Raw genomic sequence first — 26188 nt, forward strand, 5'->3', positions numbered from 1 at the left:
TCGCCATGACCCGGATTTTCAGGCCAGTCCCGTTGGCGCTCGCCATGGCAGCCGCGTTTCCGCTCACCGTGAATGCCGACAGCGCGGCGCGCGTCGAATTCACCGCCGGCGAAGTCCGGGCGGTCGCAGCCGACGGACGCAGCCGTCCGCTGACGCGCGGCGCGCAGGTGGGCAGTGGCGACACCATCGACACCGGCAGCGGGCGTGCCCAGATGCGCTTCACCGACGGCGCACTGGTGTCACTGCAACCACAGACACAGTTCCGCATCGACCAGTACGCATTCGCCGGCAAACCGGACGAGGACCGCGGCTTCTTCAACCTGCTCAAGGGCGGTTTGCGCACCATCACCGGGCTGGTCGGCAAGGCGAATCGCAGCAACTACAAGCTCACCACCTCGGTCGCCACCATCGGCATCCGCGGCACCGAATTCTCCGTGGCCTACGGCAACAGCGTGAATGTCACGACCGGCGATGGCGCCGTCGATGTGTGCAACGGTGCCGGATGCCTGACGGTCGAGGATGGGCAGAGTGCGTATGTGGCCGACCAGAACACGATACCCGTCATCATCGAGGTCAAGACCGACCTGCCGCCGCCGCCGCCATCGAATGCGTCGGGCGGCGTCGAGCCAGCGGTGAGCAACGAGGTGTTTCTCGTCGGCGAGGAACGCAACGACGACGGTGATCTGGTCACGCTTGACGGGCAGGACCCGCAGGGTGACCTGCAGTCGGGCGACGGCTATTACGTGTATGGGCAGTACACCGAACAGTACGGAGGCTATGGCGGCCTGGTCACGCTCACTGGTGTAACCACGGTCATCGAGGGCAGCGCACTCAAGTCAGCCGACAATGGCGACAGCGGCGTGCTGACTGCAGGCACCGTCGTGCAGTCAGCACAGGACGGCATCATCGGCTGGGGCCGCTGGGCCAGCGCGTCATGCTCCGGCTTTTCGTGCGACGGCGACGTCATCGCCGACCTGCATTACGTCACCGGCCGTGCCACGCCGGATCTGGCGGCGCTCGGCGGCATCAGCGCGACCTACAGCCTCAGCGGCGCAACGACGCCGACCACCTCGGGAGGCGCGCCGGGTGGCGCGGTCAGCGGTACGCTGCTGGCCGATTTCAGCAGCTACACGGCTGATCTGGATCTCGGCGTCACCGTCAGCGCGGTCACGTTCAACGTCTCCGGTTCAGGATCGATCAATTCGGGTACGGCCGCCTTTGCCGGCTCCTTCGACAGCTGCAGCGGATGCGGCAGCACACCGAACGGCAGCTTCCATGGTTTCTTCGCCGGGCCTGCAGCGGAGCGGGCCGGGGTTGTGTACTCCTTCGACAGCGCCATCGGCGGCATCGACAAGGTGACGGGCGCCGCGGTGTTCGCCAAGGGCGGTTCGAACATGGGCAACTGACGGCGCGCGCCGCGGCCGCGCGCGGCAGTCGTCTTTTCGGCGGCCCGGCACGCCCGGGTCGCCGACCCCTGGCTTTTCGCGTCCTGTCCCGACGCTGCGCGAACGATCCCCGCGCAGCGCGGTCTTGGTCCGTCGGCAGACAAAAAACGGACACCACGCAACATGCCCCATCACACCCCGCTGATCACGACCATCGTCGGCGGTCTCGTGCTCGCGTTCATCTTCGGTTCGCTGGCGCATCGGCTGCGCATGCCGCCGCTGGTTGGCTACCTCGTCGCCGGCATCGCGGTCGGTCCGTTCACGCCCGGCTTTGTCGCCGATGTCGCGCTGGCGCAGGAACTGGCCGAAATCGGCGTCATCCTGCTGATGTTCGGCGTCGGCCTGCATTTTTCGCTGAAGGACCTGATGTCGGTGAAGGGCATCGCCATTCCGGGGGCGATCGTGCAGATCGGCATCGCCACGCTGCTCGGCATGGCACTGGCCTGGGCGATGGACTGGACCGTCGGGGCGGGCATCGTATTCGGGCTGGCACTGTCGGTCGCCAGCACGGTTGTGCTGCTGACGGCGCTGCAGGAGCGGCGGCTCGAAACCACCCGACGCGGGCGCATCGCCATCGGCTGGCTCATCGTCGAAGACATCGCCATGGTGCTGGCGCTGGTGCTGATCCCCGCCTTCAGCGGTCTGCTCGGCGGCCAGGGTGATGCGCTGAGCGGCGATGCGCTGCTGAAGACGCTTGCCATCACGCTGGGCAAGGTGGCCGCTTTCGTCGTCGTCATGCTGGTGGTCGGACGCCGGGTGATCCCATGGACGCTGGAACGCATTGCCGATACTGGTTCGCGCGAGCTGTTCCGGCTCGGCGTACTGGCCATCGCACTCGGCTTCGCACTGGGCTCGGCCTATGTGTTCGGCGTGTCGTTCGCGCTTGGCGCCTTCTTTGCCGGCATGATCCTGAGCGAATCCGAACTGTCGCACCGTGCCGCGGAAGAGTCGCTGCCGCTGCGCGACGCGTTTGCGGTGCTGTTCTTCGTGTCGGTCGGCATGCTGTTCGATCCGTCCATCGTCGTGCGCGAGCCGTTGCTGGTGCTTGCCACCGTGTTCATCATCGTCATCGGCAAATCGATCGCCGCGGCGGCCATCGTGCGCGCTTTCGGCCATCCGCTGAGCACCGCGCTGACGGTGTCGGCCAGCCTGGCCCAGATCGGCGAGTTCTCGTTCATCCTCGCGACCCTGGGTCTGTCACTCGGGCTGCTGCCGGAAACCGGGCGCGACCTGATACTGGGCGGCGCCATCATTTCCATCCTGCTCAATCCGCTGCTGTTCGTTGCGCTGGACCGGCTCAAGCCGTGGCTGGAAGCGCGCGAAGGCACGGCGAGCGCGGTCGTGCCGGATACCGCCGCCGCAACCGGAATCGAAGGTCATGTCGTGCTGGTCGGCTTCGGCAAGGTCGGCCACCGCATCGTGATGGCACTGCTGGAAAGCGGGCACAAGGTGGTCGTGATCGAAGACCATGCGGAAGTGGTCGAGGCGCTGAACGGTGACGGCATCCCGGCGCTGTACGGCAACGGTGCGGCGCCCGGCATGATGGAGGCAGCGCGCATCGAGAGCGCGCGTTTCCTGCTGGTCGCCATTCCTGATGCGCTGGAAGCCGGTCAGATCATCGAGCACGCCCGGCGCATCAATCCGGACATCGAGGTCATTGCGCGTGCCTACACGGACGCCGAACTGGCGCACCTGGAAAAGCACGGCGCGACGCACACCGTCATCGGTGAGACCGAGATTGCGCGCGGCATGGCGCAGCGGGTCATCGACGCGATGGTCTGAGTCAAAGGATGTCTCAAAGGGTGTCGATGAAGTTGCGGATGCCGGCCAGCAGCATTTCGATCGAGATCGCACACAGCAGCAGCCCCATCAGACGCTCCAGCGCAGCGGTGCCGCGTTCGCCGAGCCTGCGGATCAGCGGTCCGGCGGCTAGCAGCACCACAGTGGTGACGGCCATGGCGGCGCTCATCGCGCCCAGCCAGGTGTAGAAGCGCTCCGGCTCGCGCGACACCAGCAACATCACCATGGCCATCGCCGACGGTCCGGCGATCAGCGGAATCGCCAGCGGCACGATGAACGGCTCGCCACCCGACCACTCGCCGAACACGCCATCCGGCTGGTGGAAAATCATGCGCAGCGCGATCAGGAACAGCAGCACGCCGCCGGCGATACCGAGCGAAGTTTCCGACAGCTGAAGCACGCGCATGACCGATTCGCCGGCATACATGAACAGCACCAGCGCCAGCCAGGCGGCGAAGCACTCGCGCAGGATGACGAGCCGGCGCCGCTCCCGCGGAACGTCCTTCATCAGCACCGTCATCACGGGCGCATTGCCGAACGGATCGAACAGCAGCAGAAGCAGGATGCTGGCGGAGAGGAAGCTGTCGGACATGTTCTGGAATCAGGTGGCGCGCGTGAGGGAGACGTTGGGCATCGCTGCGCTCACCCCAACCTACGGAGTGCGGCACGCAGGTACGGTTAGCGCAGCAATGCCGAACATGACGGTGCCACCCGGCAGATCGGTAGGTTGGGGTGAGCGCAGCGATGCCCGACATGACTCCCCGAAAGATTCGCCCCTCGACGAAGCACGGACAAGCGCTCCGGTTACGGTACGGACTCTCAAGACCGCACCTGGCCGTCCCCCAGCACCACCCATTTCTGGCTGGTCAGACCGTCGAGGCCGACCGGACCGCGGGCGTGGATCTTGTCGGTCGAAATGCCGATCTCCGCACCCAGTCCGTACTCGAAGCCGTCGGCGAAGCGGGTCGATGCGTTGATCATGACCGATGCCGAATCGACCTCGCGAATGAAGCGCATCGCCCGCGTGTGATTCTCGGTGACGATGGCGTCGGTGTGCTGCGAGCCCCAGCGGTTGATGTGATCGATCGCCTCATCGAGCGAATCGACGATGCGCACCGCGAGGATGGGCGCCAGGTATTCGGTTGCCCAGTCTTCGTCGGTGGCGGCCATCATCGCCGGCACCAGCGCGCGCGCGCGCTCGCAGCCGCGCAGTTCCACACCCTTGCCGAGATAGATGTCGGCCAGCCGGCCGAGCACGCGGGGTGCCGCGGCGACATGCACCAGCAGCGTTTCCATCGTGTTGCAGGTGCCGTAGCGGTGGGTTTTCGCGTTGTCGGCGATGCGCACCGCCTTGTCGTCATCCGCCTGCTCGTCGATGTAGACATGGCAGTTGCCGTCAAGATGCTTGATCACCGGCACCTTGGCATCGCGCGAAATGCGTTCGATGAGTCCCTTGCCGCCGCGCGGCACGATCACGTCGACGAACTGCGGCATCGTGATCAGCTCACCCACCGCCGCGCGGTCGGTGGTGTCGACCACCTGCACCGCAGTTTCCGGCAGGCCGGCGGCGACCAGTCCGTCGCGTACGCAGGCGGCGACCGCCTGATTGCAGCGCGCCGCTTCCGAGCCGCCGCGCAGGATGGCCGCGTTGCCGCTCTTCAGGCACAGCGCCGCGGCATCCGCCGTCACGTTCGGCCGCGCTTCGTAGATGATGCCGATCACGCCCAGCGGTACGCGCATCTTGCCCACCGTGATGCCGCTCGGCCGGCGCTTGAAATCGGTCATTTCGCCGACCGGATCGGGGAGCGCGGCCACCTGTTCCAGACCGGTGGCCATGGCTTCGACGCCCTTGGCGCTCAGCGTCAGTCGGTCGATCATTGCCGCGTCCAGACCGTTCTCGAGCGCCGCGGCCACGTCCGCCGCATTGGCTTCGAGCAATTGTGGCGCGCGCTCGCGCAGCAGTGCGGCGATGCGCAACAGCGCGTCGTTCTTGGCGGCGGTCGACGCCTGCGACACGACGCGCGACGCGGCCCGGGCCTGACGGCCCAGCGTATTCATGTAGTCCTTGATGTCCATCTCGTGTCCTGGAGTGCTCGGTCGCGGTGACTGCGGGTAAAGGCGGATGAAAGCAGAAAGCGCGGCGGCGTGCCACCGGTTTCTGGCAAGCGAGGGGCCGGGGTAGGGTTGTTGGGCATCGCTGCGCTCACCCTAACCTACGGTTGGGCGTGGCGGGCGGTGATGAGGGGCGGTCGATGAGGTGAGGCCGAGGCGGTGGTCGGGGCGGGTGCGGTGTGGTGTGGTGTGTTGGGCATCGCTGCGCTCACCCCAACCTACGGATCGGGCGCGGGCGGTGGTGCTGAGGCCATATTGGTGGGGCGATACCGCTTTGCAGGCAGGGCTCGTCCTTGTAGGTTGGGGTGAGCGCAGCGATGCCCAACAGCAGTCCGCTACTCACGACACGAACGACCGCCTGTCCCCGTGGCAACACTCAGCGTGCGCAGACCCTGAGCGCGATCTGCAGGAACTCGTCCCACACATCGCCGCGCGCAACCCCCTTGATCATGCGGTCGAGCCGGGCCGCCTGCATCAGCGCCGTGCGCGTGGCACCGGATGACAGCCGCGCGAGTGCGCGCCGGTAAGGCGACTGGCGGGCGCCGAAGATGCGGGCGGTGGCGAGAGCTTCATCGGCACTGCGGCCGGCGTCCATTTCAGCCCGCGCAATGGCCAGCGTGCGCAGCTCGGCCACGATGATCCACAGTACCAGCGGTGCGGCCACGCCTTCGGCGCGCAGGCCGTCGAGCAGCCGGCTCGCTCGTGCTGCATCGCCGGCCAGCAGTGCCTGACGCAGGTCTTCCACGTCGTAGCGCGCGACGTCCATCACCGCGTTGCGCACCTGTTCCAGCGTGAGCTTGCCCGGCGGATGCAGCAGCCCGAGCTTCATCACTTCCTGATTGGCGGCCAGCAGATTGCCTTCGACATGGGTCGCCATGAAGTCGAGCGCGTCCCGATCCGCGCTTTGCTGCTGCCGAGACAGGCGCGCGGCCAGCCAGTCCGGCAGGCGGTCGAGCGGCGGTGCGTTCAGCTCCAGCACCACGCCGGTCGCCGACAGCGCGGCAAACCAGGCGCTCTTCTGCGCCTTCCAGTCCATCTGCGGGAGCGTGATCAGCGTCACCGTCCCGGCGGGCGGACTGGCCGCAAAGCGCGTCAGCACGTCTCCGCCGTCGCGTCCCGGCTTGCCGGTCGGAATGCGCAGGTCGATCAGCTTGTCGCCCCCGAACAGCGACATATTGCCGGCCGCTTCGGCCAGCGCCGACCATTTGAAGTACTGCGTCACCATCAGCACTTCGCGCTCGGTGAAGCCACGTGCCCGCGCCGCGGTGCGGATCGAATCCGCCGCTTCGATGACCAGCAGCGGCTCGTCGCCGTGCAGCACGTAGAGCGGCGCGAGCGAGCCTTTCAGGTGGCCGTCGAGCTGTTCGGCGCGCAACTGCATGCGGGTCAGGCGGGTTTCTTCTTGATCGCCTGCAGGCGGCGCAGCAATTGCTGCACGACATCGCCCTGCATTTCGGCGTACAGCAACTGTTCCTCTTCCTGCTTGGCCAGCACTTCGACGTCGTTGGACGTGATGTCGCGGCGGACTTCGATGGTCGACACCGGCGCGATTTCCTCGCCCTTCGGGCTCCGGACCTTGAATCCGAAGCGCTGTCGCAACTGGTACTCACGCACCCGGCCAGCGGAGTTCAGACTCAGAATGACCTTCTCGACGCGGTTTTCCGTGATGTCGATGACTGCATCGGCGTCCTTGAGCTCGTCGGTGACGCGGGTCGTGCTCTGGGCGTCGATGGCGCGCCGGATCTGCGCCGTCATTTCGGCGTAGGGGCTGGCATTGATGAACACGGTTGCGAACGGCAGGTCACGCACGCCGCGCAGGTGGAAGCCGCAGGCGCCGAGCAGCAGCGCACTGCCGGTGGCGGCGATCAGGCTGCGGCGGGCCTTGAAATCAGGGGCGGTCACACGTTTCTCCCGCGTCAGCACACGATGTTGATCAGACGGCCGGGCACCACGACAACCTTCTTCGCCGGCTTGCCTTCCATGAATTTCTGCGCCGCCTCGCTGGCCAGCGCCTGCGCTTCGATGACGTCCTTCGCCGCGTCGGTGGCCACGCGCAGGCTGCCGCGCAGTTTGCCGTTGACCTGCAGCATCAGCTCGATTTCGTCCTGCACCAGCGCCGAGTCGGCGGGTTCGGGCCAGGACGCGTTCAGGATGTCGTCGCCGAAGCCGCAGTCGCGCCACAGCACGTGCGTGATGTGCGGACAGATCGGCGACAGCACGCGCAGCAGCATCGACAGGCCTTCGCCGATCACTTCTGCTGCAAGCGCGCCGTCGCGCGGTGCCTTCTCGAGTGCATTGAGCATTTTCATCGCGCCCGACGCGACCGTGTTGAATTGCTGCTTGCCCAGATCGTAGCTGGCCTGCTTGAGCACCAGATGCAGTTCGCGCCGCAGGTCGGCCAGTTCAGCGGGCAGCTTCGCGCGGCCGAGCGTGGCACGGGCCGGCATGTGCGCACGCAGGTCGGCGTCGAAGCCCTGCGCGAACGCCCACACCCGTTTCAGGAAGCGGTGCGCGCCCTCGACGCCGGCGTCGTTCCATTCCAGCGTCTGTTCCGGCGGGCTGGCGAACATCATGAAGAAGCGTGCCGTGTCGGCGCCGAACTCGTCGATGATGGATTGCGGATCGACGCCATTGCGCTTGGACTTGGACATCGTGCCCATGCCCTGGAAATCGACCGGCTGGCCATCGGCGATCAGCGTGGCGCCGGTGATGCGGCCAGCGTCGTCGCGCAGCGGCGTCACCTCTTCCGGTGCGTAGTATTCGATGCCGCCCTTGTCGGTGCGGCGCGAATAGATGTGGTTCAGCACCATGCCCTGGGTCAGCAGGCGGCCGAACGGTTCGGTCACCGTGGTCAGCCCCATGTCGCGCATCACCTTGCACCAGAAGCGCGAATACAGCAGGTGCAGGATGGCGTGCTCGATGCCGCCGATGTACTGGTCGACCGGCATCCAGTAATTGGCGCGCTCATCGACCATGGCGCCATCGTTGCCGGCCGAGCAGTAGCGCGCGTAGTACCAGCTCGAATCGACGAAGGTATCCATCGTGTCGGTTTCGCGCTTCGCAGGCGCGCCGCACTTCGGGCAGGCGACGTGAATGAAGTCGTCGCGTTTCAGCAGCGGGTTGCCCGAGCCATCCGGAATGCAGTCTTCCGGCAGCACCACCGGCAACTGCTCGTCCGGCACCGGCACGTCGCCGCAGTGGTCGCAGTGGATGATCGGTATCGGGCAGCCCCAGTAGCGCTGGCGCGACACGCCCCAGTCGCGCAGGCGCCACTGGATCTTCTTTTCGCCCCCTTTTGCGGCGAGATCGGCCGCCACCGCGTCGACCGCCGCTTCGTAACCCAGCTCGTCGTACCGGCCGCTTGCGGTGCACATGCCGTCCTTCGAGGCATACCACTCGGCCCATGCGTCGGTCGAGAACACCTTGTCGCCGAGCGAAATCACCTGCCGGATCGGCAGGTCGTATTTCTTCGCAAAACCAAAGTCGCGCTCGTCGTGCGCCGGCACCGCCATCACTGCGCCGTCGCCGTAGCTCATCAGCACGTAGTTGCCGACCCACAGCGGCACCGCTTCGCCGGTCAGCGGATGTACGACGGTCAGTCCGGTCGGCAGGCCTTCCTTTTCCATGGTCGCCATGTCGGCTTCCATCACCGAGCCGTGCTTGCACTTTTCGATGAAGGCGGCCAGATCGGGGTTGTGGCGCGCGGCATGCGTGGCCAGCGGATGTTCGGCGGCCACGGCGCAGAAGGTGACACCCATGATGGTGTCGGCGCGGGTGGTGAACACCCACAGCTTGCCGTCGTCGATCAGCGCGCCCGCGTCATCGCGGATGTCGTGCGTGAAGGCAAAGCGCACGCCGGTGCTCTTGCCGATCCAGTTCGCCTGCATGGTCTTCACGCGCTCGGGCCAGCCCTCCAGCGTGTCGAGGTCGTTCAGCAGTTCGTCGGCGTACTGCGTGATGCCGAAGTAGTAGCCGGGAATCTCGCGCTTCTCTACCAGCGCACCGGTGCGCCAGCCGCGGCCGTCGATCACCTGTTCGTTGGCCAGCACGGTCTGGTCGACCGGGTCCCAGTTCACGACCTGCGTCTTCTTGTAGGCGATGCCCTTGTCCAGCATGCGCAGGAACAGCCACTGGTTCCACTTGTAGTAGGACGGCTGGCAAGTGGCCAGTTCGCGGCTCCAGTCGATGGCGAAGCCCAGCGACTGAAGCTGCTGCTTCATGTAGGCGATATTGTCCCAGGTCCACTTCGCCGGCGGCACCGCGTTCTTGATTGCCGCGTTCTCGGCCGGCAGGCCGAAGGCGTCCCAGCCCATCGGCTGCAGCACGTTGTAGCCGCGCATGCGGTGAAAACGGGTCAGCACGTCGCCGATCGTGTAGTTGCGCACATGGCCCATGTGCAGCTTGCCCGACGGGTAGGGGAACATCGACAGGCAGTAGTACTTCGGGCGGCTCGCGTCTTCGACCGCCCGGAAGGCGTGCGTCGTGTCCCAGTGCTGCCGGGCGGCGGCCTCGACGGCGGACGGCGTGTAGGCGGAGGTCTGTTTCTGTTGCATGGCGCGGGTTTGCAGCGAGGTTAGGGGTGCAAACCCGCGATTATAGGCTGTGCGGACCTCAGGCAGAGGACAGCTTGCGCGGCGCCAGCCGGCTGCTCATCTGCTCGATCAGCGCCTTTTCGGTCTCGCGCGCGAGCGACAGCGTGACCTGCGGATACGGGATTTCGTGGCCGCGTGCATCGAATTCGGCCTTCAGCCGGCGCAGGAATTCGCGCTTCACCTCCCACTGCGCCAGCGCCACCACCTTCAGCCGGGCGCGCAGCGTCACGGTGGAGTCGTCCCACGACTGGACGCCGGCGATGTCCAGATCGCCCAGAATCTTCGGCCCGAGCTGTTCATCCTCGCGCAGACCGGCGGCGACCGCCTTCATCACCTCAAGAATGTCATCCACCCGCTCGCGGTAGTGCACGCCGACGTCGAGCACGGCGTGGGCGAATTCGCGCGAGCGGCTGGTGACGGTCGTGATTTCACCGTTCGGCACGAAATGCACATTGCCCTCGTAGTCGCGCAGTCGCACGTAGCGCAAGGTCACTGCCTCGACTGCACCATCGTGGCCTGCAATGCTCACCACGTCGCCGACCCGGATCTGGTTCTCGAGCAGCACGAAAAAGCCGGCGAACAGATCCTTCACCAGACTTTGCGCGCCGAAACCGATGGCGATGCCGGCGACGCCCGCGGTGGCGAGCAGCGGTGCGACTGACACGCCGATCACACTGAGCACCAGACCGCCGGCAATGACGAACACCACCACCGACGCAGCGTAGCGTGCCACACGCACCAGCGTGTCGATGCGCTTGACGTCTTCGATGCAGTCGGTGCGATTCTTCAGCGCGGCGTACACGAGATTGATCGCGCGCCGCGCCGCCAGGCGCAGCCCCCACGCGAGCAGCAGGATGAAGCCGAGCCGTATCGACAGGTCGAGCAGCAGTGGCAGGCGTTCCATCGCCCAACTGTAGAACCAGGTGGTCCATTGAGTCCATTCGGCCATTCTTGTGTTCTCCCTTGCAGTGAAGTCATCTTTCCCGACACCCTCATGTCGTGTCGGTTCCCGTCATCACGACATTGAAAGCAGGAGCCGGGCAGGGTAAGCGCCTGCAATCGCCCACCGCTGTAGTGGCGGGCTGCGCGGTTAGAATCGGCCGGATGAACGCAAATCCGCTCCTCGCCGGTCTGAATGAACCGCAGTTCCAGGCTGTCACGCTGCCCTCGCAGTCGGCACTCATCCTCGCCGGTGCCGGCTCCGGCAAGACGCGCGTGCTGACCACCCGGCTCGCCTGGCTGATTTCCACCGGCCAGGTGTCGCCGCACGGCATCCTGGCGGTCACCTTCACCAACAAGGCGGCCAAGGAAATGCTGGCGCGGCTGACCGCCATGCTGCCGATGAATACGCGCGGGCTGTGGATCGGCACCTTCCACGGCCTGTGCAACCGCATGCTGCGCGCGCACTGGAAGGAAGCCGGCCTGCCGCAACTGTTCCAGATTCTGGATTCGGCTGACCAGCTGTCGGCCATCAAGCGCCTGCTGAAGGCGCTGAACATCGACGACGAGAAGTTTCCGCCGCGCGAGCTGGGCTACTTCATCAATTCGGCAAAGGAACAGGGCCTGCGGCCGCACGAAGTCGAAGCCTTCGACGACTTCGCACGCCGGCGCGTCGAGCTGTATCAGGCCTACGAGGCACAGTGCCAGCGCGAAGGCGTGGTCGATTTCGCCGAACTGCTGCTGCGCTGTTACGAACTGCTGACGCGCAATGAACCGATCCGCGCGCACTATCAGCGGCGCTTCCGCCACCTGCTGGTGGACGAGTTCCAGGACACCAACGTGTTGCAGTATCGCTGGCTCAAGCTGCTGGCCGGTCTGGGTACCGAACATCAGGCAGCGGTGATGGCGGTCGGCGACGACGACCAGAGCATCTACCGCTTCCGCGGCGCCGAGGTCGGCAACATGCGCGACTTCGAGCGCGAGTTCCATGTCGACAACGTCATCCGGCTGGAGCAGAACTACCGCTCGCACGGCAACATCCTCGACGCGGCCAATGCTGTCATCAAGCAGAACACCGGCCGGCTGGGCAAGAACCTGTGGACCGAAGCCGGCAGCGGCGAGCCGCTGCGCGTGTACGAGGCGTTCAACGACATCGAGGAAGCGCGCTGGGTGGTCGAGGAAATCAAGGCGCTGATCAATGACGGCGCGGCGCGCTCGGACATTGCGCTGCTCTATCGCAGCAATGCGCAGTCGCGCGTGCTCGAGCACGCGCTGTTTTCCGCCGCGATTCCTTACCGGGTGTATGGCGGCCTGCGTTTCTTCGAGCGGCAGGAAGTGAAGCACGCGCTGGCCTACATGCGACTGATCGCCAATCCGCACGACGACACCGCCTTCACCCGGGTGGTGAATTTCCCGACCCGCGGCATCGGCGCCCGCTCGCTCGAACAACTGCAGGACGTCGCGAAGGCGTCCGACTCCAGCCTGTACGGCGCGCTGAACCTGCTGACCGGCAAGGCTGCGCAGTCAGTCGGCCATTTCATCGATCTGGTCGATCAGCTGCGCTTTGCGTGCGAGGGCCTGACACTGCCGGAAATGGTCGAACAGGTGCTGGAACTGTCGGGGCTGCGCGCCCACTACAAGACCGAGAAGGAAGGGCAGGAGCGCATCGCCAATCTCGATGAAATCATCAACGCGGCGAGCAACTTCATCTCCGAAGAAGGCTACGCGCAGGTGGCGGCCGAAGACGAAGCCGCACCGCCTGATCCGCTCGCCGCCTTCCTGTCGCACGCATCGCTCGAAGCGGGCGAACACCAGGCCGATGCAGGTCAGTCGGCGGTGCAGCTGATGACGGTGCATTCGGCCAAGGGGCTGGAATTCGACGCGGTGTTCCTCGGCGGGCTGGAGGAAGGGCTGTTCCCGCACGAGAATTCCATCCTCGAACGCGAGGGGCTGGAGGAAGAACGACGGCTGATGTACGTCGCCATCACCCGCGCGCGCCGCCGTCTTTACCTGTCATTCGCGCAGTCGCGCATGCTGCACGGCCAGACGCGCTACAACCTGCGCAGCCGCTTCTTCGACGAGATTCCGGCGGAACTGATGAAGTGGCTGACGCCGCCCGCCACGGCGCGTGGCTTCGGCAGCTTCGGCAACGCGGCGGTGCCGCCGCCGCCATCCAGCAGCAACCCGCGGACCTTCGGCAGCGGCCGCAAGTCGCCGTCGAGCAACGACACCGGTTTTCGCATCGGCCAGCAGGTCAGCCATTCGAAGTTCGGCAGTGGCGTCATTGTCAATGCCGAAGGCTCCGGCTCGGACGCCCGGGTACAGGTCAATTTCGGCCGCGAGGGCGTCAAATGGCTGGCGCTGGCAGTGGCCAAGCTGAGCGCGGTCTGACATGAACCGGCGCGTCGCCTTCCTGTTCTGGGCGCTGCTATCCGGTGCGACCGGGCAGGTCGCGGCCAGCGATCAGTGGCGCACTGCGCATCTGCGGGGCGAATGCGAAACGGCCCTGACCGAGGCGCGCACCGCCGCGGACGCAGGCAGCGCGGAGGCCCTGCTGCAATTGTCCGACTGGCATTTCTTCGGCACCTGTCTGGACAAGGACGACATCGCTTCGGCGCGCTTCGCCCTGCAGGCGGCGCAGGGCGGGCTGCCGCGCGCCCAGGCAGTCGTTGGCCAGCTGTACGCCAGCGGGCTGGGCGTCGAGCGTGACGACGCCGAGGCGCGTCGCTGGTATCTGCTGGCGGCCGACGCCGGCGATGCCGAAGCCATGCTGCTGCTGGCGCGCCACCTCGAAGCTGACACCTCCAATCCGGTTGCGGCCGATGTCGCGCTGGCCTGGGCCAACCGCTCGGCCGAAGCCGGCTATGCCCCGGCATTTGTCCATCTGGCGCAGCTGTACAGTGGCGGCGGCGCGCAGACCGACTACGCAAAGGCCGCGCAGTGGCTCGACCGGTCCATCGAGTCTGGCTACAAGGACAATGGCGTGTGGGTCGCCTATTCATGGGCCTGCCTGAACCTCGGCCGCTACGACGATGTGCTGCGTGCCGTCGATCAGGTGCCGAAGGAAGCGGCCGAGTACAAGGCGGCGCAGATCAACCGCGCGCACGCGCTGTTGCTGAATGGCCAGATCGGCAATGCGCGCGAGGTCTATGCCGCCAACCTCACGCTGCGCGGCGAAGACGAGTTCCGTCGCATCCTGCGCGATGACTTCGCCGAATTGCGCCGCTCCGGCCGCTCGCACCCGGCGATGGTGCGCATCGAAAAGCTTTTCGCGATCGGCGCAGCCCCGCAGTGAGCCGTCAGGCGGTGCACCGGGATCGCTATCGACGCTACGCCGAACTTGCTGCCGAACAGGTCGAGGGGCGCGACTATCGCGTCACTGCCGTACGTCGTGGGAGCGGAATCGCAGTGATCGCGCCGCACGGTGGGCGCATCGAGCGCGGGACGTCCGAAGTCGCGCGCGCAATCGCCGGCGAGGATCTGGACCTGTACCTGTTCGAAGGCTGCCTGCCGTCACTCAATTTCGAAACCCTGCATCTGACCAGCCGGCATTTCGACGAGCCGCGTGCGCTGGCGCTGATCGCCGGCTGCCACACGGTGCTGGCGGTACATGGCGTGGCCGATACCGGCGAGCGGGCGCTGCTCGGCGGGCGCGACAGCCTCCTGGCCTGCGCGATCGCCGATCGGCTGTTCGTGCGCGGCGTACGTGCCCAGGTGTCGGGCCACCGATATCCCGGTCGCGATGCCGCGAATGTCTGCAACCGCGGATCGAGCGGGCAGGGCGTACAGCTGGAGTTGAGCGACCGCCTGCGTGGCGGGCCATTGGAACCTGCGGTGGTCGAGGCGGTACGGCGGGCGCTTCTTTACAGGCTGAGCGCCAGCGAACCCTAGCTACCGCCGCGCAGCGGCGCCGCCAGATCGCCGGAGCAATTCAGGTACTGCGCCGTGACGTCGCGCGGTGCCGGTCCGGTGAACGGGATTTCGATGTCGCCGCCGACCTGTCCGAGCACCAGCGTGCCGCCGAAGAACATGAAGTTGCGCAGCAGCGTCGCCCAGTCGAGACGCGCATCGGCTTCGAAGCCGGGCAGCGTGAGCAGTCCTTCATTGGGCACCAGCAGCACGGCGGGCCTGAACTGGCCGATTTCGAGCCGGGCCAGCACCGGTAATGCACCGCCGCCGGCCGGTGGTCTGACTTCCACCCGCGCCGCGACGTCGTCACCGACCCGTTCGCGCAGGATCTGGATGTCCCAGCCCTGTATCGACACCGCGCTGCCACAGCGGCGCGGCCAGCCGCTGTCCAGTCCGACCACCGCGCGATAGCTGCCGGCCGCGCCGGCGGAAACGGTGCCCAGGCAAAGCAGGAGGAAGAGGAGGCTGCGAAGCATGGTCACTCAGACAGGGCGAAGCGGCTGCGAGTTCGACCGCACGGTTACCGCTGCCACCGCCTTCGCAGCCGCTGCGGCGCATCGAACGCGATCATCGCGACCACGGCCATCAGCGGCTTTCGAGCAGTTCGTACAGCGCAACAAATTCCTGGGTCACTTTGTGGCTGGGAGCGAAATGGATCAGCGGCTGCGCCGCTTCGTGCGATTCCTTCACCTTGACCGATGACGACAGCGCGGCTTCGAGCACCGGCAGGCCTTCGTCGCGCAATTCCTGCACCACGCGCACCGGCAGGCTGGAGCGCGCCTGGAACTGGTTCACCACGATGCCCTCGAGTTTCAGCCCTTCGTTGTGGTCACCGCGGATTTCCTCGATGTTCTCGATCAGCGTGTACAGCGCCTTGCGCGAGAAATCGTCGCAGTCGAACGGAATAAGCACCGACTCCGCAGCGATCAGCGCACAGCGCGAGTAGAAATTGAGCGCCGGCGGGGTATCGATGTAGATGTTGTCGAAGTAGTCGAGCGCTTCCAGCGCCTCGCGCAGCTTGTAGATCTTGTAGCGCGACTCCAGCTTGTTTTCGAGTTCAGCCAGCTGCGGGCTGGCACTCATCACCGACAGACCGGGGTGCCCGGTGTCGCTGATGAACTCGGCCGTGTCGCGTGGCGTGAGCTTGAAATTGAGGATCTGGTCGAAGAAGTCGGCTGCACCCAGTTCCACCTTGTCGGCGGCATCGCCGAGCAGGTAATGGCTCGAATTGCACTGCGTATCGAGATCGATCACCAGTGTGCGTTGGCCGCGCGTGGCACTGATGGCGGCCAGATTGCAGGTGATCGTGGATTTGCCGACGCCACCCTTCTGGTTGAACACGACACGACGCATGACGGACTCCGGTGGACGCGAGCCTGCATTCTGCCAAAACCGACGGTGCAGTGCACCATGAACTTGGCCGGTAGAATCCGTGCTCATGTTCAGGAACCTGCCCTTCCGATGACCGATTTCGCTGTAAGCATGCACCGTACCGGTGGCCCCGAGGTGTTGCAGTACGAGGCGGTCGATCTGTGCGACCCCGCGGCAGGCGAGGCGCGGGTGCGACAGCACGCCATCGGCGTCAATTTCATCGACATCTACTACCGCTCCGGGCTCTACCCCATGCCGCTGCCCGGCGGGCTGGGGCTGGAAGCTGCCGGTGTGGTCGAAGCGGTCGGTGAGGGCGTGACCGACATCGCACCCGGCGACCGCGTGGCCTATGCCGGCGGCCCGCCCGGTGCCTACGCCTCGGTGCGCAACCTGCCCGCCGACCGGCTGGTACGCCTGCCCGACGCGATCGATTTCGACACCGCCGCGGCCGTGATGCTCAAGGGACTGACTGCGCAGTATCTGCTGCGTCGCACCTGCCGCATCGAACCAGGTGACAGCGTACTGCTGCACGCCGCGGCCGGTGGCGTCGGTCTGATTGCCAGCCAGTGGGCGCAGGCGCTCGGCGCGACGGTCATCGGCACGGTCAGTACGCCGGCCAAGGCAGAACTGGCCCGTGCCCACGGTTGTGCTCACGTGCTGACCGATGTGGCACCGGCCGATCTGCCGGCGCAGGTGCGCGCGCTGACTGGCGGCAAGGGTGTGCGCGTCGTCTATGACGGCATCGGCCGCGACACTTTCATGGCCTCGCTCGACTGCCTCGCCCCGCTCGGCATGATGGTCAGCTTCGGCAACGCGTCCGGACCGGTGGCCGCATTCGAACCTGCGCTGCTGGCGCAGAAGGGCTCGTTGTTCCTGACCCGGCCGACCTTGTTTCATTACGTGGCGCAGCGCGCCGACCTGCTGGCTGCTGCCGGCGAATTGTTCGCCCGGGTGGCCGACGGCACCGTGCGTGTTGCCATCGGGCAGCGTCATGCGTTGAAGGACTGCGCGCGCGCGCAGGAAGCGCTCGCTGCACGGCTTACCACCGGTTCGCTTTTGCTCATGCCGGAGTGAAGGATGAGGAAGGAGCGGGCGGAACACACTGTGCCCGGCGTGGCACGCCGATTACCGATGGACCTTGCGGAGCATTCCCGATGAAGTTTCTGTTGTCGCTGCTGGCCTGCTGTTGCATGCTTTCATCCGCCATCGCGCAGACGCCTGCCCAGACGGCCTTTCTGAAGGCGGAAACACGCAGGATCGAGGATCAGTTCGTACGTCGCATCGTCGACATTACCCGCCTGCCCGACGCGCAGGTGCGTTCGGCGATGCCGGCGGAAGGCCGCATCACCGACCCGGCCGCGCGCGTGGTCGCGGCCATCGAACAGCAGCGTGGCCAGCCGCTGAGTGACGAACAGAAGCAGGCCATCGCGCAGGCCGACGAGGAGCGCCGCAGTGCGCTGGTCGCGGCGCGTGCTGCAGCCAAGGACAGATAGACGCGGCGCGCGAGAGCATCGGGCAAAGGCAGCACAAGGCCAGCAACATGGCCGTGACAGGTAACAGCGACATCAAATAGCCATCACAGCAGCGCTGGCCGGGAGAAAAACGATATGGGATCCAAGGTGTGTGCCATTGTCGGCATGGGAACCGGAGTCGGTGCCGCGGTGGCACGGCGCTTCGGTGCCGAAGGCTATTGCGTGGCGATGATTTCGCGCAATGCCGGCAAGCTCGAGCGCTATGAACACGAACTGGCCGCGCGCGGTGTGACCGCGCAGGGCTTCGTGGCCGACGCGGGGAGCGACGAATCCATCGTGTGCGCCATCGAAAGCATGCGCCACGCGATGCCGCCGCCCGAGGTGCTGGTGTTCAACGCCGCGGTACCGCGTGAAAGCGCGCCCTCGGTGCTCGACCCGGAAGCGCTTGCGGCGGATCTGCGCATCGGCGTGCTGGGCGCGCTGATCGCGGCGCGCGCCGTGCTGCCGGCGATGCGCGCGGCCGGTCAGGGCAGCATCCTGTTCACCGGCGGCGGACTGGCGATGGAACCGGTCGCCGCGGCGGCTTCGCTGTCGGTGCAGAAGGCTGCGCTGCGCAATCTGGTGTTCAGCCTGCATCAGGAACTGTCGCCGGCCGGCGTGCATGCCGCCATCGTCACGATCGCAGGCGTGCTGCGCGAAGGCAGCCTGCTCGATTCGGCCCGCGTCGCCGACGCGTTCTGGACCCTGCATTCACAGCCCGGCGGCCAGTTCGCGCGCGAAATAGTGCTTTCCTGACCGTACTTTCCTGAGCGTATTTTCCCGAGATTGCTGCATGTATAGCGTACTGGTTGCAAATCCCAAGGGCGGTGCCGGCAAGAGCACCCTGGCGACCAATGTCGCGGCGCACTACGCCACCCAAGGGGCCCGTGTAATGCTGGGCGACATTGACCGCCAGCAGTCGGCGCGCCACTGGCTGGCCCTGCGTTCGCCTCTGCTCGCGCCCATTTCCGGCTGGGACATCGAACCCGACCTGCCCGCCCGGCCGCCGCGCGGCACCACTCACGTGGTCATCGACACACCCGCGGGCCTGCGCGGCAAGCGGCTCGAAACCATGCTGCGCAGCGTCGACCGCATCCTGGTGCCGGTGCAGCCGTCGATCTTCGATATCCTCGCCACCGGCGAATTCCTGAACGAGCTGGCGCAACACAAACGCATCAGTTCGGCGCGGGTGCGCATCGGCATCGTCGGCATGCGGGTCGACACGCGCACGCGCGCCGCGCAGGAACTGGAGCGTTTCTGCGCCGGGCTCGATCTGCCGGTTCTGGGCTATCTGCGCAATTCGCAGCTATACGTGCAGACGGCCGCGCACGGCATGAGCATTTTCGACCTGTCCCGCTCGCGCGCTCAGACCGACCGCGAACAGTGGCAACCCATCATCGACTGGCTGGACTCCCCATGAACAACCCGAACAGCAAAAGCCTGGCCGTCGTCCGCAACAGTTCCGAGGAGGAGGGCGTGAAGGCACGCATCCTGTGCTTCGCCGGAAGCACACGCGAGGCATCGTTCAACCGCAAGCTCGCACTGGCGGCAGCCCGTGCGGTCGAAGAGGCGGGCGGTGAAGCCACCTTCATGGACCTGCGCGATCATCCGCTGCCGCTGTACGACGGCGACCTCGAAGCGTCGGCCGGTCTGCCGCTGGGGGTGCGCCCGCTGAAGGAACTGTTCAAGTCGCATCACGGCCTGTTCATCGCGTCGCCGGAGTACAACGGTTCTTTCAGCGCGGTACTGAAAAACACGCTGGACTGGATTTCCCGCCCGGCCGGCGACGAGGCCGGTACGGTGCCGTATGCCGGCAAGGTGGCCGCGCTCGCCGCGGCCTCACCGGGCGCGCTGGGCGGCCTGCGCGGTCTGGTGCATCTGCGGGCGGTGCTGCAGTCGGTCGGCGCGCTGGTGCTGTCCGAGCAGGTGGCCGTCGGCGGGGCGTCCACGGCCTTCACGTCCGAAGGCCGTCTGGCCGACGAGCGCCTGCAGCAGATGCTGGACCGCACGGCGATGCGTCTGGTCGACGTGGCGGCGCGCCTGCGCCCCTGATTTCTTTCCGCTGATTTACTGTCCGATTCCAGGAAGCACCAATGAAATACCTGCGTGTGCGCCATCAGGGCGCCGAACGGCTGGGCCGCATTGCCGGTGACTCGGTTGAACTGCTCGACGGCGACCTGTTCGACGCGCCTCGCGCGACCGGCGAAATCGTGCCGCTGGCCGACGTCGAATGGCTGATGCCGTGCGTGCCGTCGAAGATGATCATCATCGTGAACAACTTTCACGCGGCCGTGCAGAAGGCCGGTGGCAGCGTGCCGGCTGAGCCGTTGTTCCTCGTGCGTTCGCCGACTGCGCTGAACTGGCACGGCCAGCCGATCCCGAAACCGCTGGCCTTCGACGGTCGCGTGTTCTACGAAGGCGAACTGGGCGTGGTCATCGGCAAGGTCGCCCGCAACCTGGACGAGGCGCAGGCGGCCGACGCCATCTTCGGCTACACCTGCGTCAATGACGTGAGCGCGCTGGAACTGGTGGACAAGGACCCGTCATTCGCGCAATGGACCCGCGCCAAAAGTTTCGACGGCTTCGGCTGCTTCGGGCCGGTCATCGAAACCGATGCGCTGCCGGCCGATGCCGAAGTGGTCACCACGGTCGGCGGGCGCGAGCGCCAGCGCTATCCGGTGTCCGACATGATCATTTCGCCGGTGAAGCTGGTGGCGATGATTTCGCGCGACATGACGCTGCTGCCCGGTGACGTGATCTGCTGTGGTACCTCGGTCGGCGTGCTGCCGATGAAACCGGGCAGCACCGTCGAAGTGACCGTCAGCGGGGTCGGCACGCTCAGCAACGTGTACGCGCCCGCTGACTGAACGACCTGTGTCAATACGGCTCGGCCGCGTCTGATGCACGCTTGACGGATGGACGCCCACGCCGGATTACCCCACCTGCAGCCGCTGCTGCTGTTTCTCGCCATCGCCGGTCTGGTGATGCCGCTGCTGGCGCGCGCCCGGGTCAGCCAGGTCGTGGCCTTCCTCTGCGCGGGCGCCCTGGTCGGTCCGTATGGTCTGGGCCGGCTGGCCGCTGACCAGCCCTGGCTGGGGGCGCTCACCATCGCCGACGGCGAGGGCGTGCGCGGCCTGGCCGAGCTGGGCGTCATGTTCATGCTGTTCGTCATCGGTCTCGAACTGTCGGCACGCCAGCTGTGGTCGCTGCGGCGCTGGGTGCTGGGCGTGGGCAGCGCTCAGTGGCTGGGCACCGGCGCGCTGATCGCCGGCATCGCGCTGGCCTTCGGGCACGGCTACGAAACGGCGCTGGTGCTCGGCCTCGGCCTCGCGATGTCATCAACCGCGGTGGTGATGCAGCTGCTCGACGAGGCCGGTCAGACGCGTTCGACGGTCGGGCGCACGAGTTTTGCCGTGCTGCTGCTGCAGGACATCGCCTTCGTACCGCTGCTCATCCTGCTCGGCCTGATGGCCGATGATGGCGCAGGCGGCACCGTCAGCGGCTTTGCATGGCTGCTGCTCACCGCGCTGGCCAAGGCGGCGCTGGCGGTGGCGCTCATCCTGCTGCTTGGTCGGCTCGTGCTGACGCCGTTGTTCCGCCGTGTGTCGGTCACCACGCAGGCCGACAGCTTCATGGCGCTGACACTGCTCGCCGCGCTCGGCGTCGCGGCGCTGACGGGCAGTGCCGGACTGTCGATGGCGCTCGGCGCCTTCCTGGCCGGACTGATGCTGTCCGAAACCGAATACCGCCACGCTGCGCTGCAGGCCATCGAACCGTTCAAGGGTTTGCTGATGGGGCTGTTCTTCGTGTCGGTCGGCATGAGTCTCGATCTGGTGACCGTGGCCGCCGATGCGCTGTGGCTGGTGGGCTCGGTGATCGGCCTGTACGCGCTGAAAAGCGCCGTGCTGTTTACGCTGTTCCGCCTGTTCGGCATGGCACGCGGTGACGCGGCCGAGGCGGCGCTGTTGCTCGGTCAGGCCGGCGAATTCGCGCTCATCGTCATCGGCATCGCGCTCGGCGCCGGTCTGCTGGACGCTCGTACCGGCAATTTCATGCTGCTGGTGGCCACGCTGAGCATGTTCATGACGCCGCTTGCGGCAAAGGCCGGCCGTGCGCTGCGCCGGCGCTTCGATCGCGCTGCGGACACGGCGGGCGAAAGTGCGGCCGCGCGAAGCCTGCCCGCGCAGGAGGATGTGGTCATCATCGCCGGCTTCGGCCGTGTCGGGCAGCGGGTGGCACGTGTGCTGGACCGCGCCGGTCTGCCGTGGGTCGCCATCGAACGACACGTCGCCGCAGCGACGCGCCATCATGCAGCAGGTCGGACGGTGATTGTCGGCGATGCCGGCAGCCCGTCACTGCTGCATCATCTGGGCGCCGGTCGGGCCCGCGCGCTGGTGGTCACGATGGATGATCCCGCCGCGGCACGGCACGTGGTGCGCAGCCTGCACGCCGAATTCCCGGCGCTGCCGCTGATCGCCCGGGCGCGGGATGGCGCCCATGCTGCCGAACTGCGCGCGGCCGGCGCCAGCGAAGTCATTCCGGAGGCGCTGGAAGCGGCGCTCCAGCTGGGCGATCATGTGCTGGCGCAGCTGGATGTGTCGCTGGCACAGCGTGGCGAACTGATCGACGCCGAACGCCGCAGCGCCGACTGAGTCCTTTTGCGCCGCGTCAGCGCTTCACGCCCGGCGGCAGCGCCGGCTTCATTTCAGTTGCGCTCGGCTGCACGTGGTCGTGGCTTTCGATCGTTGGATGCTCCTGCCCGGCATGCACCTTGCGGGTCGAAGGCTTGACACCCGGTGGCAGTGCCGGCTTCTGTTCGGTGGCCGTGAGCTGCGCGTGGTCGTGACCTTCGATCACCGGGTGTTCGTGGCCGGCATGCACCTTGCGCGTCGACGGCTTGACGCCCGGCGGCAGCGCCGGCTTCATTTCGGTGGCGCTCGGCTGTTCGTGATCATGGCCTTCGATCACAGGGTGTTCGTGGCCGGCGTGCACCTTGCGTGTCGACGGGGTGACGCCGGGCGGCAACGCCGGTTTGTTGCCGACGTTGGCCGGCGCCTTGTCCTTCAGCGCGTCGGCCGGATGCGCCGAACCGGCATGGCCCGACGCGGTGTCGGCCCATGCGGTCGTACAGGACAACGCGGAAAGTGCCAGAGCGGCCCAGATCCTGTTCATGATTGCTTCCTTCCGGTAGTGAGTGATTGCAGCCAGTGTGCGCCTCTGACGCGCTTGACGCATTGACCTGACTCAAAAGCATTGCGCGCAACCGGTTGTCGCGACACGCCGGCCGGGTACGCGGCGTATTCTTCTTCGCGCCATGCCGCCCGCCCAACCTGTCCTGTTCCTGCACGCCAATGGCTACCCGGCCGGCGTGCACCGCCAGTTTCTCGCTGCACTGGCGCGCCACCATCCGGTCGGGGCGATCGACGTGATCGCCGCCGCGCACGGCCCCGGCCGCGACTGGCGCAACCTGCTGACGCAGGTGCTGGCCCGGGTCGACGCGCTGCCGGATGAACCGCTCGCGCTGGTGGGGCACTCGATGGGCGGCTATCTGGCCGCCATGGCTGCCGCGCGCCGGCCGATGCGCGTGGCGCAGGTCGTTCTGATCGATGCGCCGCTGGTCGGCGGCTGGCGCGGGGCAGTGCTGACGGCATCACATGCCAGCGGCCTGTCGCGCAAGGTGGGTCCGGCGCCGATTGCCGCTCGCCGGCGCATGCATTGGCCATCGCGCGAAGACGCCCGGCGACACCTGGCCGACAAACCTTTCGTGCAGCGCTGGGCGCCCGGCGTGCTCGACGATTTCCTGGCCGCCGCACTGACCGATCACCCGGATGGCGGTGTCACGCTGACCATTGCACGCGAAGCCGAACGCGACATCTACGCCACGCTGGCGCACCGGGCGGCCCTGCGTGCCGTGCGCACGCTGCGCCGGCGCGGCACGCCCATCGGTTTCGTCGCCGGCAGCCAGTCGGATGAACTGCGCCTCGCCGGCCGCGACGCCAACCGCGCCTTCTGGGGTGAGGACTGGCGCGAGCTGGACACCCACCACCTCATACCGTTCGAGCAGCCCGAGGCATGCGCAGATGCGGTGACGGCCCATCTCGCGCGCCATCACGCAAATGTCATGCGCCCATAATAAAGCGGCTTGAAACTGCGCATATTCACTATGCGTGCCGATCGTCATGTTTTCGAGACAATCTCCGTCGGACCCGCTCAAGCAGCCGCGTCTGTTGAAGTCCGATACTGCAGCGCGAACTGTGGATGCGCACACCGGGGTGGTCCATTCGATCGCCACCACCGCGGCGAACGAGTCCGATGTGAGCCAGACGCACAAGCTGCTGCACGGTGAAGAGAAGTATGTGCATGCCGACGCCGGTTACCAGGGCGCGAAGAAACGCGAAGCACTGAAAGATTGCTCAGCCGAGTTTGTCATCGCACGGCGCCGTTCGACTTACAAGAAGCTGGACAAGGCTGACCCGAGACGCCAGCTCATCGAGAAGGCGGAGCATGCCAAGGCGAGCATCCGCTCGAAGGTCGAGCACGTGTTCCACGTCGTGAAGAACCTGTTCCGGCATCGCAAGTGTCGCTACAAGGGACTGGCGAAGAACACGGCGCAGTTGCAGGTGCTGTTCGCGATGGCGAATCTGGTGCTGTCGCAGCGAACGCTGTGCGCGCCGTACAGGACAGGTGCGTCCTGAAGGCGAGAAATCGGGGCGATGAGCCCAGAAAGGGCCCCGGATCGGTGATTCGGGAGTGAAAAACGGGTGAAATTCGATGTCATGACGACGCGAATTTTGCGAACACGACTTCCGGAATGGAGAATCCCGGAAGGGTGGCTTTGATCAGTGTTTCCTTAGGGTTTCTTGCATGCGCAAAAAACTATTTTCATATTCTATCTTTTTGATTGGGCTATGGGGATATCACATTAGTGCCTTCCCACAGTCAATCAGCACTGCGCCGCAAAAGGTTTATCTGGCACCCAATATTGCGTGGCTGTCATCTCTCAAGGAGGCGGCCGATGTTTCGCTGGCCGATTGGTGTCGTGCAGTATCCTTTGATTGCAGCCCGGAGGGTGACACTGAATTCTATGCAGAGTGGGCTCAAAGCTGGTGGTGGCGCCGTGATTTTACTTATCGAAGTATATTTTCTCCGACAATTGTTTCAAATGGCTCTATCGGTTCATATGTCCAGTGGATGTGTCCGGATGGTGGGGTCGGGGGTTATCGAAACTGTAGCAATACAAACAATCTCGCTACACAGGCCAAGAACCTTGGTCAAGGAAGCGATGGATGTGACTTTTCCAACCCCATGAATAATGGAACAAATCCGATTAACACGGGCACCGGAAATAAGTTCCAGCATGAAATTGGGGATGCTTATTTTGATTTTGGCTGGAGCTACAACAGCCAAGCTGTTTTGAACGCGATTGTAGGGCGCTCGACTCTAGGAAATGGTTGGCGCCACTCCTTTGATTGGAGGCTTCGGTTTGACCAAGGTGTTGGGGTTTATTCGGCGGCTATGGTTGGTGGGTCCGGAGAAATTTACTTTTTCAATCAGTTTGGGACAGGTTGGATCTCTGATTCCTCATCGCGTGTTAGGTTGGAGAACGATTCTCTGTTTTCTGGCGTGAGATTTTTTAGTTCGGATAATTTTGTTTTGATATTTGATGGAAACTCTCGGCTTCGTCAAAAGATTGGTCACAACGGTGCTCGGATTGATTTTCATCACGAGCTCGATAGCTCGCAGGGCGGTGATGGAGAGGTCGAAACGCTAGACCAGATAATTGACAATTTTGGGCGTGGAATAAATTTTCTATACAATTCAGATGGCTATGTTTCACGGGTTGAGAAAACAGGCGGAGAATTGTGGCAGTATTCCTACGGTGGAACGGGAAATTTAGTTTCAGTAATCCATGTAGATGGTGAGCAGAGAACGTATATTTATGACGAAACGGCTAATGCGAGTGGCGTAACCGGGCGGAGTTTGCTCACAGGTATTCTTGATGAGAACTCGCAGCGGTATTCAACATACAAGTATTTGTCGAATCGTCGGGCGTTTTCGAGCAAAAGGGGGGCGGCCTCATTTGACATTAGTTATTTGAGCGATGGCGATGCAGTAGTTACAGATCCGCTTGGTACTTCTCGAACATATTCATACCAGATCATTCAAGGGCGAGTGAAAGTAGGTGGTGTGAGCCAGCCCGGCGGCCCGGGGTGCGGCGCAGCCTCGTCCGCCGTGACCTACGACGGCAACGCCAACGTTGCGAGCCGGACGGATTTTGCGGGGAACAAGACGTGCTACGGCAACGATCTCGCGCGCAATCTTGAGACGGTGCGCATCGAAGGGCTCGGTGCCGCAGACGCTTGCCCGGCGACACCGGCTGGCTACAGCCCGACGGCCACCCAGCGCCGCATCAGCACCGAGTGGCATCCGCTGTGGCGCCTGAAGGTGCGCGAAGCGCAACCGAAGAAGATCACGACCTGGGTCTATCACGGCCAGCCGGACCCGACGG

At 65.4% G+C, this 26188-nt stretch carries 23 protein-coding genes and 1 pseudogene; 15 read left to right on the top strand and 9 right to left on the bottom strand.

Annotated features, from left to right (window positions below):
- Positions 1-5: 5 nt before the first annotated feature.
- Both NMQ14_RS13205 and ybaL read left to right on the top strand, forming a co-directional pair.
- A complete protein-coding gene (locus NMQ14_RS13205) occupies positions 6-1406 on the top strand; it encodes a FecR family protein (protein ID WP_257096859.1) in 1401 nt (466 codons plus the stop codon).
- Between the two features lie 162 nt (positions 1407-1568).
- Positions 1569-3227, top strand: a complete 1659-nt coding sequence (gene ybaL, locus NMQ14_RS13210) for a YbaL family putative K(+) efflux transporter (RefSeq protein ID WP_257096860.1) — start codon at positions 1569-1571, stop codon at positions 3225-3227.
- A 13-nt stretch (positions 3228-3240) separates the two neighbouring features.
- On the opposite strand, the gene NMQ14_RS13215 is transcribed toward ybaL, so the two are convergent.
- The 6 genes from NMQ14_RS13215 to NMQ14_RS13240 all read right to left on the bottom strand — a co-directional run bounded on the left by NMQ14_RS13215 (position 3241) and on the right by NMQ14_RS13240 (position 10898).
- Positions 3241-3837, bottom strand: coding sequence for a MarC family protein (locus tag NMQ14_RS13215; RefSeq protein WP_257096861.1), 597 nt, complete (start codon positions 3835-3837; stop codon positions 3241-3243).
- A gap of 227 nt (positions 3838-4064) precedes the next feature.
- Positions 4065-5321 (bottom strand): glutamate-5-semialdehyde dehydrogenase, encoded by a 1257-nt coding sequence (locus tag NMQ14_RS13220; RefSeq protein ID WP_257096863.1) that lies wholly within the window; start codon positions 5319-5321, stop codon positions 4065-4067.
- A 412-nt stretch (positions 5322-5733) separates the two neighbouring features.
- Positions 5734-6738, bottom strand: a complete 1005-nt coding sequence (gene holA / locus NMQ14_RS13225) for a DNA polymerase III subunit delta (RefSeq protein ID WP_257096865.1) — start codon at positions 6736-6738, stop codon at positions 5734-5736.
- Between the two features lie 5 nt (positions 6739-6743).
- Complete coding sequence (lptE, locus tag NMQ14_RS13230; RefSeq protein WP_257096866.1) at positions 6744-7259, bottom strand: LPS assembly lipoprotein LptE; 516 nt, start codon at positions 7257-7259, stop codon at positions 6744-6746.
- Positions 7260-7273: 14 nt separating this feature from the next.
- Entirely contained in the window at positions 7274-9910 is a 2637-nt protein-coding gene (gene leuS, locus NMQ14_RS13235) for a leucine--tRNA ligase (protein WP_257096867.1), read from the bottom strand.
- Positions 9911-9968: 58 nt separating this feature from the next.
- Complete coding sequence (locus NMQ14_RS13240; RefSeq protein ID WP_257096868.1) at positions 9969-10898, bottom strand: mechanosensitive ion channel family protein; 930 nt, start codon at positions 10896-10898, stop codon at positions 9969-9971.
- Between the two features lie 155 nt (positions 10899-11053).
- Here NMQ14_RS13240 and uvrD point away from each other — a divergent pair, with 155 nt between their 5' ends.
- The 3 genes from uvrD to NMQ14_RS13255 are packed head-to-tail and all read left to right on the top strand — an operon-like array spanning position 11054 to position 14779.
- On the top strand, positions 11054-13279 hold the full coding sequence (gene uvrD, locus NMQ14_RS13245) for a DNA helicase II (protein ID WP_257096869.1): 2226 nt from the start codon (positions 11054-11056) through the stop codon (positions 13277-13279).
- Between the two features lies 1 nt (position 13280).
- Positions 13281-14183, top strand: a complete 903-nt coding sequence (locus NMQ14_RS13250) for a tetratricopeptide repeat protein (protein ID WP_257096870.1) — start codon at positions 13281-13283, stop codon at positions 14181-14183.
- Positions 14180-14779, top strand: a complete 600-nt coding sequence (locus tag NMQ14_RS13255) for a poly-gamma-glutamate hydrolase family protein (protein WP_257096871.1) — start codon at positions 14180-14182, stop codon at positions 14777-14779. Before NMQ14_RS13250 ends, NMQ14_RS13255 begins: the two co-directional genes overlap by 4 nt.
- Here the strand turns inward: NMQ14_RS13255 and NMQ14_RS13260 are convergent.
- Together NMQ14_RS13260 and NMQ14_RS13265 are read right to left on the bottom strand one after the other, a co-directional pair.
- Positions 14776-15273 carry a hypothetical protein gene (locus NMQ14_RS13260; protein WP_257096872.1) on the bottom strand — a complete coding sequence of 166 codons (498 nt, stop codon included), beginning with the start codon at positions 15271-15273 and terminating at the stop codon, positions 14776-14778. The genes NMQ14_RS13255 and NMQ14_RS13260 overlap by 4 nt on opposite strands.
- A 109-nt stretch (positions 15274-15382) precedes the next feature.
- Complete coding sequence (locus NMQ14_RS13265) at positions 15383-16150, bottom strand: ParA family protein (RefSeq protein WP_257096873.1); 768 nt, start codon at positions 16148-16150, stop codon at positions 15383-15385.
- Positions 16151-16258: 108 nt separating this feature from the next.
- On the opposite strand from NMQ14_RS13265, the gene NMQ14_RS13270 reads away from it, so the two are divergent.
- The 7 genes from NMQ14_RS13270 (at position 16259) to NMQ14_RS13300 (ending at position 22331) form a co-directional block, all read left to right on the top strand.
- Positions 16259-17242, top strand: coding sequence for a quinone oxidoreductase (locus tag NMQ14_RS13270; RefSeq protein ID WP_257096875.1), 984 nt, complete (start codon positions 16259-16261; stop codon positions 17240-17242).
- 80 nt (positions 17243-17322) lie between these two features.
- Positions 17323-17661: a hypothetical protein gene (locus NMQ14_RS13275; protein WP_257096877.1), complete on the top strand. Its 339-nt coding sequence runs from the start codon at positions 17323-17325 to the stop codon at positions 17659-17661.
- 114 nt (positions 17662-17775) lie between these two features.
- A complete protein-coding gene (locus NMQ14_RS13280) occupies positions 17776-18435 on the top strand; it encodes an SDR family NAD(P)-dependent oxidoreductase (RefSeq protein ID WP_069039250.1) in 660 nt (219 codons plus the stop codon).
- 37 nt (positions 18436-18472) lie between these two features.
- Positions 18473-19099 carry a ParA family protein gene (locus tag NMQ14_RS13285; protein WP_257096878.1) on the top strand — a complete coding sequence of 209 codons (627 nt, stop codon included), beginning with the start codon at positions 18473-18475 and terminating at the stop codon, positions 19097-19099.
- A complete protein-coding gene (locus NMQ14_RS13290) occupies positions 19096-19731 on the top strand; it encodes an NADPH-dependent FMN reductase (RefSeq protein WP_257096880.1) in 636 nt (211 codons plus the stop codon). The genes NMQ14_RS13285 and NMQ14_RS13290 overlap by 4 nt, the downstream gene beginning before the upstream one ends.
- Before the next feature lie 41 nt (positions 19732-19772).
- Positions 19773-20546 carry a fumarylacetoacetate hydrolase family protein gene (locus tag NMQ14_RS13295; protein ID WP_257096882.1) on the top strand — a complete coding sequence of 258 codons (774 nt, stop codon included), beginning with the start codon at positions 19773-19775 and terminating at the stop codon, positions 20544-20546.
- A 48-nt stretch (positions 20547-20594) separates the two neighbouring features.
- Complete coding sequence (locus NMQ14_RS13300; protein WP_257096884.1) at positions 20595-22331, top strand: cation:proton antiporter; 1737 nt, start codon at positions 20595-20597, stop codon at positions 22329-22331.
- A 16-nt stretch (positions 22332-22347) separates the two neighbouring features.
- Here NMQ14_RS13300 and NMQ14_RS13305 read toward each other — a convergent pair whose 3' ends face one another.
- Positions 22348-22851: a hypothetical protein gene (locus NMQ14_RS13305; RefSeq protein ID WP_257096885.1), complete on the bottom strand. Its 504-nt coding sequence runs from the start codon at positions 22849-22851 to the stop codon at positions 22348-22350.
- Positions 22852-22993: 142 nt separating this feature from the next.
- Between NMQ14_RS13305 and NMQ14_RS13310 the strand changes: the two genes are divergently transcribed.
- The 3 genes and pseudogenes from NMQ14_RS13310 to NMQ14_RS13320 all read left to right on the top strand — a co-directional run.
- Positions 22994-23812, top strand: coding sequence for an alpha/beta fold hydrolase (locus NMQ14_RS13310; protein ID WP_257096887.1), 819 nt, complete (start codon positions 22994-22996; stop codon positions 23810-23812).
- Positions 23813-23936: 124 nt separating this feature from the next.
- Positions 23937-24374, top strand: a pseudogene (locus tag NMQ14_RS13315) (transposase); the annotation flags it as partial.
- Between the two features lie 169 nt (positions 24375-24543).
- Positions 24544-26188: DUF6531 domain-containing protein (locus NMQ14_RS13320; protein WP_257096889.1), on the top strand; the 1645-nt coding region annotated here is incomplete at its 3' end.

The sequence above is a fragment of the Methyloversatilis sp. XJ19-13 genome (assembly GCF_024580155.1).
In the GTDB taxonomy this organism is placed as follows: Bacteria; Pseudomonadota; Gammaproteobacteria; order Burkholderiales; family Rhodocyclaceae; genus Methyloversatilis.

What these genes read in the sequence shown, in the direction of transcription:
- NMQ14_RS13205 (WP_257096859.1), top strand. Translation starts at nt 6, where the DNA reads ATGACCCGGATTTTCAGGCCAGTCCCGTTGGCGCTCGCCATGGCAGCC.
- ybaL (WP_257096860.1), top strand. Translation starts at nt 1,569, where the DNA reads ATGCCCCATCACACCCCGCTGATCACGACCATCGTCGGCGGTCTCGTG.
- NMQ14_RS13215 (WP_257096861.1), bottom strand. Translation starts at nt 3,837, where the DNA reads ATGTCCGACAGCTTCCTCTCCGCCAGCATCCTGCTTCTGCTGCTGTTC.
- NMQ14_RS13220 (WP_257096863.1), bottom strand. Translation starts at nt 5,321, where the DNA reads ATGGACATCAAGGACTACATGAATACGCTGGGCCGTCAGGCCCGGGCC.
- holA (WP_257096865.1), bottom strand. Translation starts at nt 6,738, where the DNA reads ATGCAGTTGCGCGCCGAACAGCTCGACGGCCACCTGAAAGGCTCGCTC.
- leuS (WP_257096867.1), bottom strand. Translation starts at nt 9,910, where the DNA reads ATGCAACAGAAACAGACCTCCGCCTACACGCCGTCCGCCGTCGAGGCC.
- NMQ14_RS13240 (WP_257096868.1), bottom strand. Translation starts at nt 10,898, where the DNA reads ATGGCCGAATGGACTCAATGGACCACCTGGTTCTACAGTTGGGCGATG.
- uvrD (WP_257096869.1), top strand. Translation starts at nt 11,054, where the DNA reads ATGAACGCAAATCCGCTCCTCGCCGGTCTGAATGAACCGCAGTTCCAG.
- NMQ14_RS13250 (WP_257096870.1), top strand. Translation starts at nt 13,281, where the DNA reads ATGAACCGGCGCGTCGCCTTCCTGTTCTGGGCGCTGCTATCCGGTGCG.
- NMQ14_RS13260 (WP_257096872.1), bottom strand. Translation starts at nt 15,273, where the DNA reads ATGCTTCGCAGCCTCCTCTTCCTCCTGCTTTGCCTGGGCACCGTTTCC.
- NMQ14_RS13265 (WP_257096873.1), bottom strand. Translation starts at nt 16,150, where the DNA reads ATGCGTCGTGTCGTGTTCAACCAGAAGGGTGGCGTCGGCAAATCCACG.
- NMQ14_RS13270 (WP_257096875.1), top strand. Translation starts at nt 16,259, where the DNA reads ATGACCGATTTCGCTGTAAGCATGCACCGTACCGGTGGCCCCGAGGTG.
- NMQ14_RS13275 (WP_257096877.1), top strand. Translation starts at nt 17,323, where the DNA reads ATGAAGTTTCTGTTGTCGCTGCTGGCCTGCTGTTGCATGCTTTCATCC.
- NMQ14_RS13280 (WP_069039250.1), top strand. Translation starts at nt 17,776, where the DNA reads ATGGGATCCAAGGTGTGTGCCATTGTCGGCATGGGAACCGGAGTCGGT.
- NMQ14_RS13285 (WP_257096878.1), top strand. Translation starts at nt 18,473, where the DNA reads ATGTATAGCGTACTGGTTGCAAATCCCAAGGGCGGTGCCGGCAAGAGC.
- NMQ14_RS13290 (WP_257096880.1), top strand. Translation starts at nt 19,096, where the DNA reads ATGAACAACCCGAACAGCAAAAGCCTGGCCGTCGTCCGCAACAGTTCC.
- NMQ14_RS13295 (WP_257096882.1), top strand. Translation starts at nt 19,773, where the DNA reads ATGAAATACCTGCGTGTGCGCCATCAGGGCGCCGAACGGCTGGGCCGC.
- NMQ14_RS13300 (WP_257096884.1), top strand. Translation starts at nt 20,595, where the DNA reads ATGGACGCCCACGCCGGATTACCCCACCTGCAGCCGCTGCTGCTGTTT.
- NMQ14_RS13305 (WP_257096885.1), bottom strand. Translation starts at nt 22,851, where the DNA reads ATGAACAGGATCTGGGCCGCTCTGGCACTTTCCGCGTTGTCCTGTACG.
- NMQ14_RS13310 (WP_257096887.1), top strand. Translation starts at nt 22,994, where the DNA reads ATGCCGCCCGCCCAACCTGTCCTGTTCCTGCACGCCAATGGCTACCCG.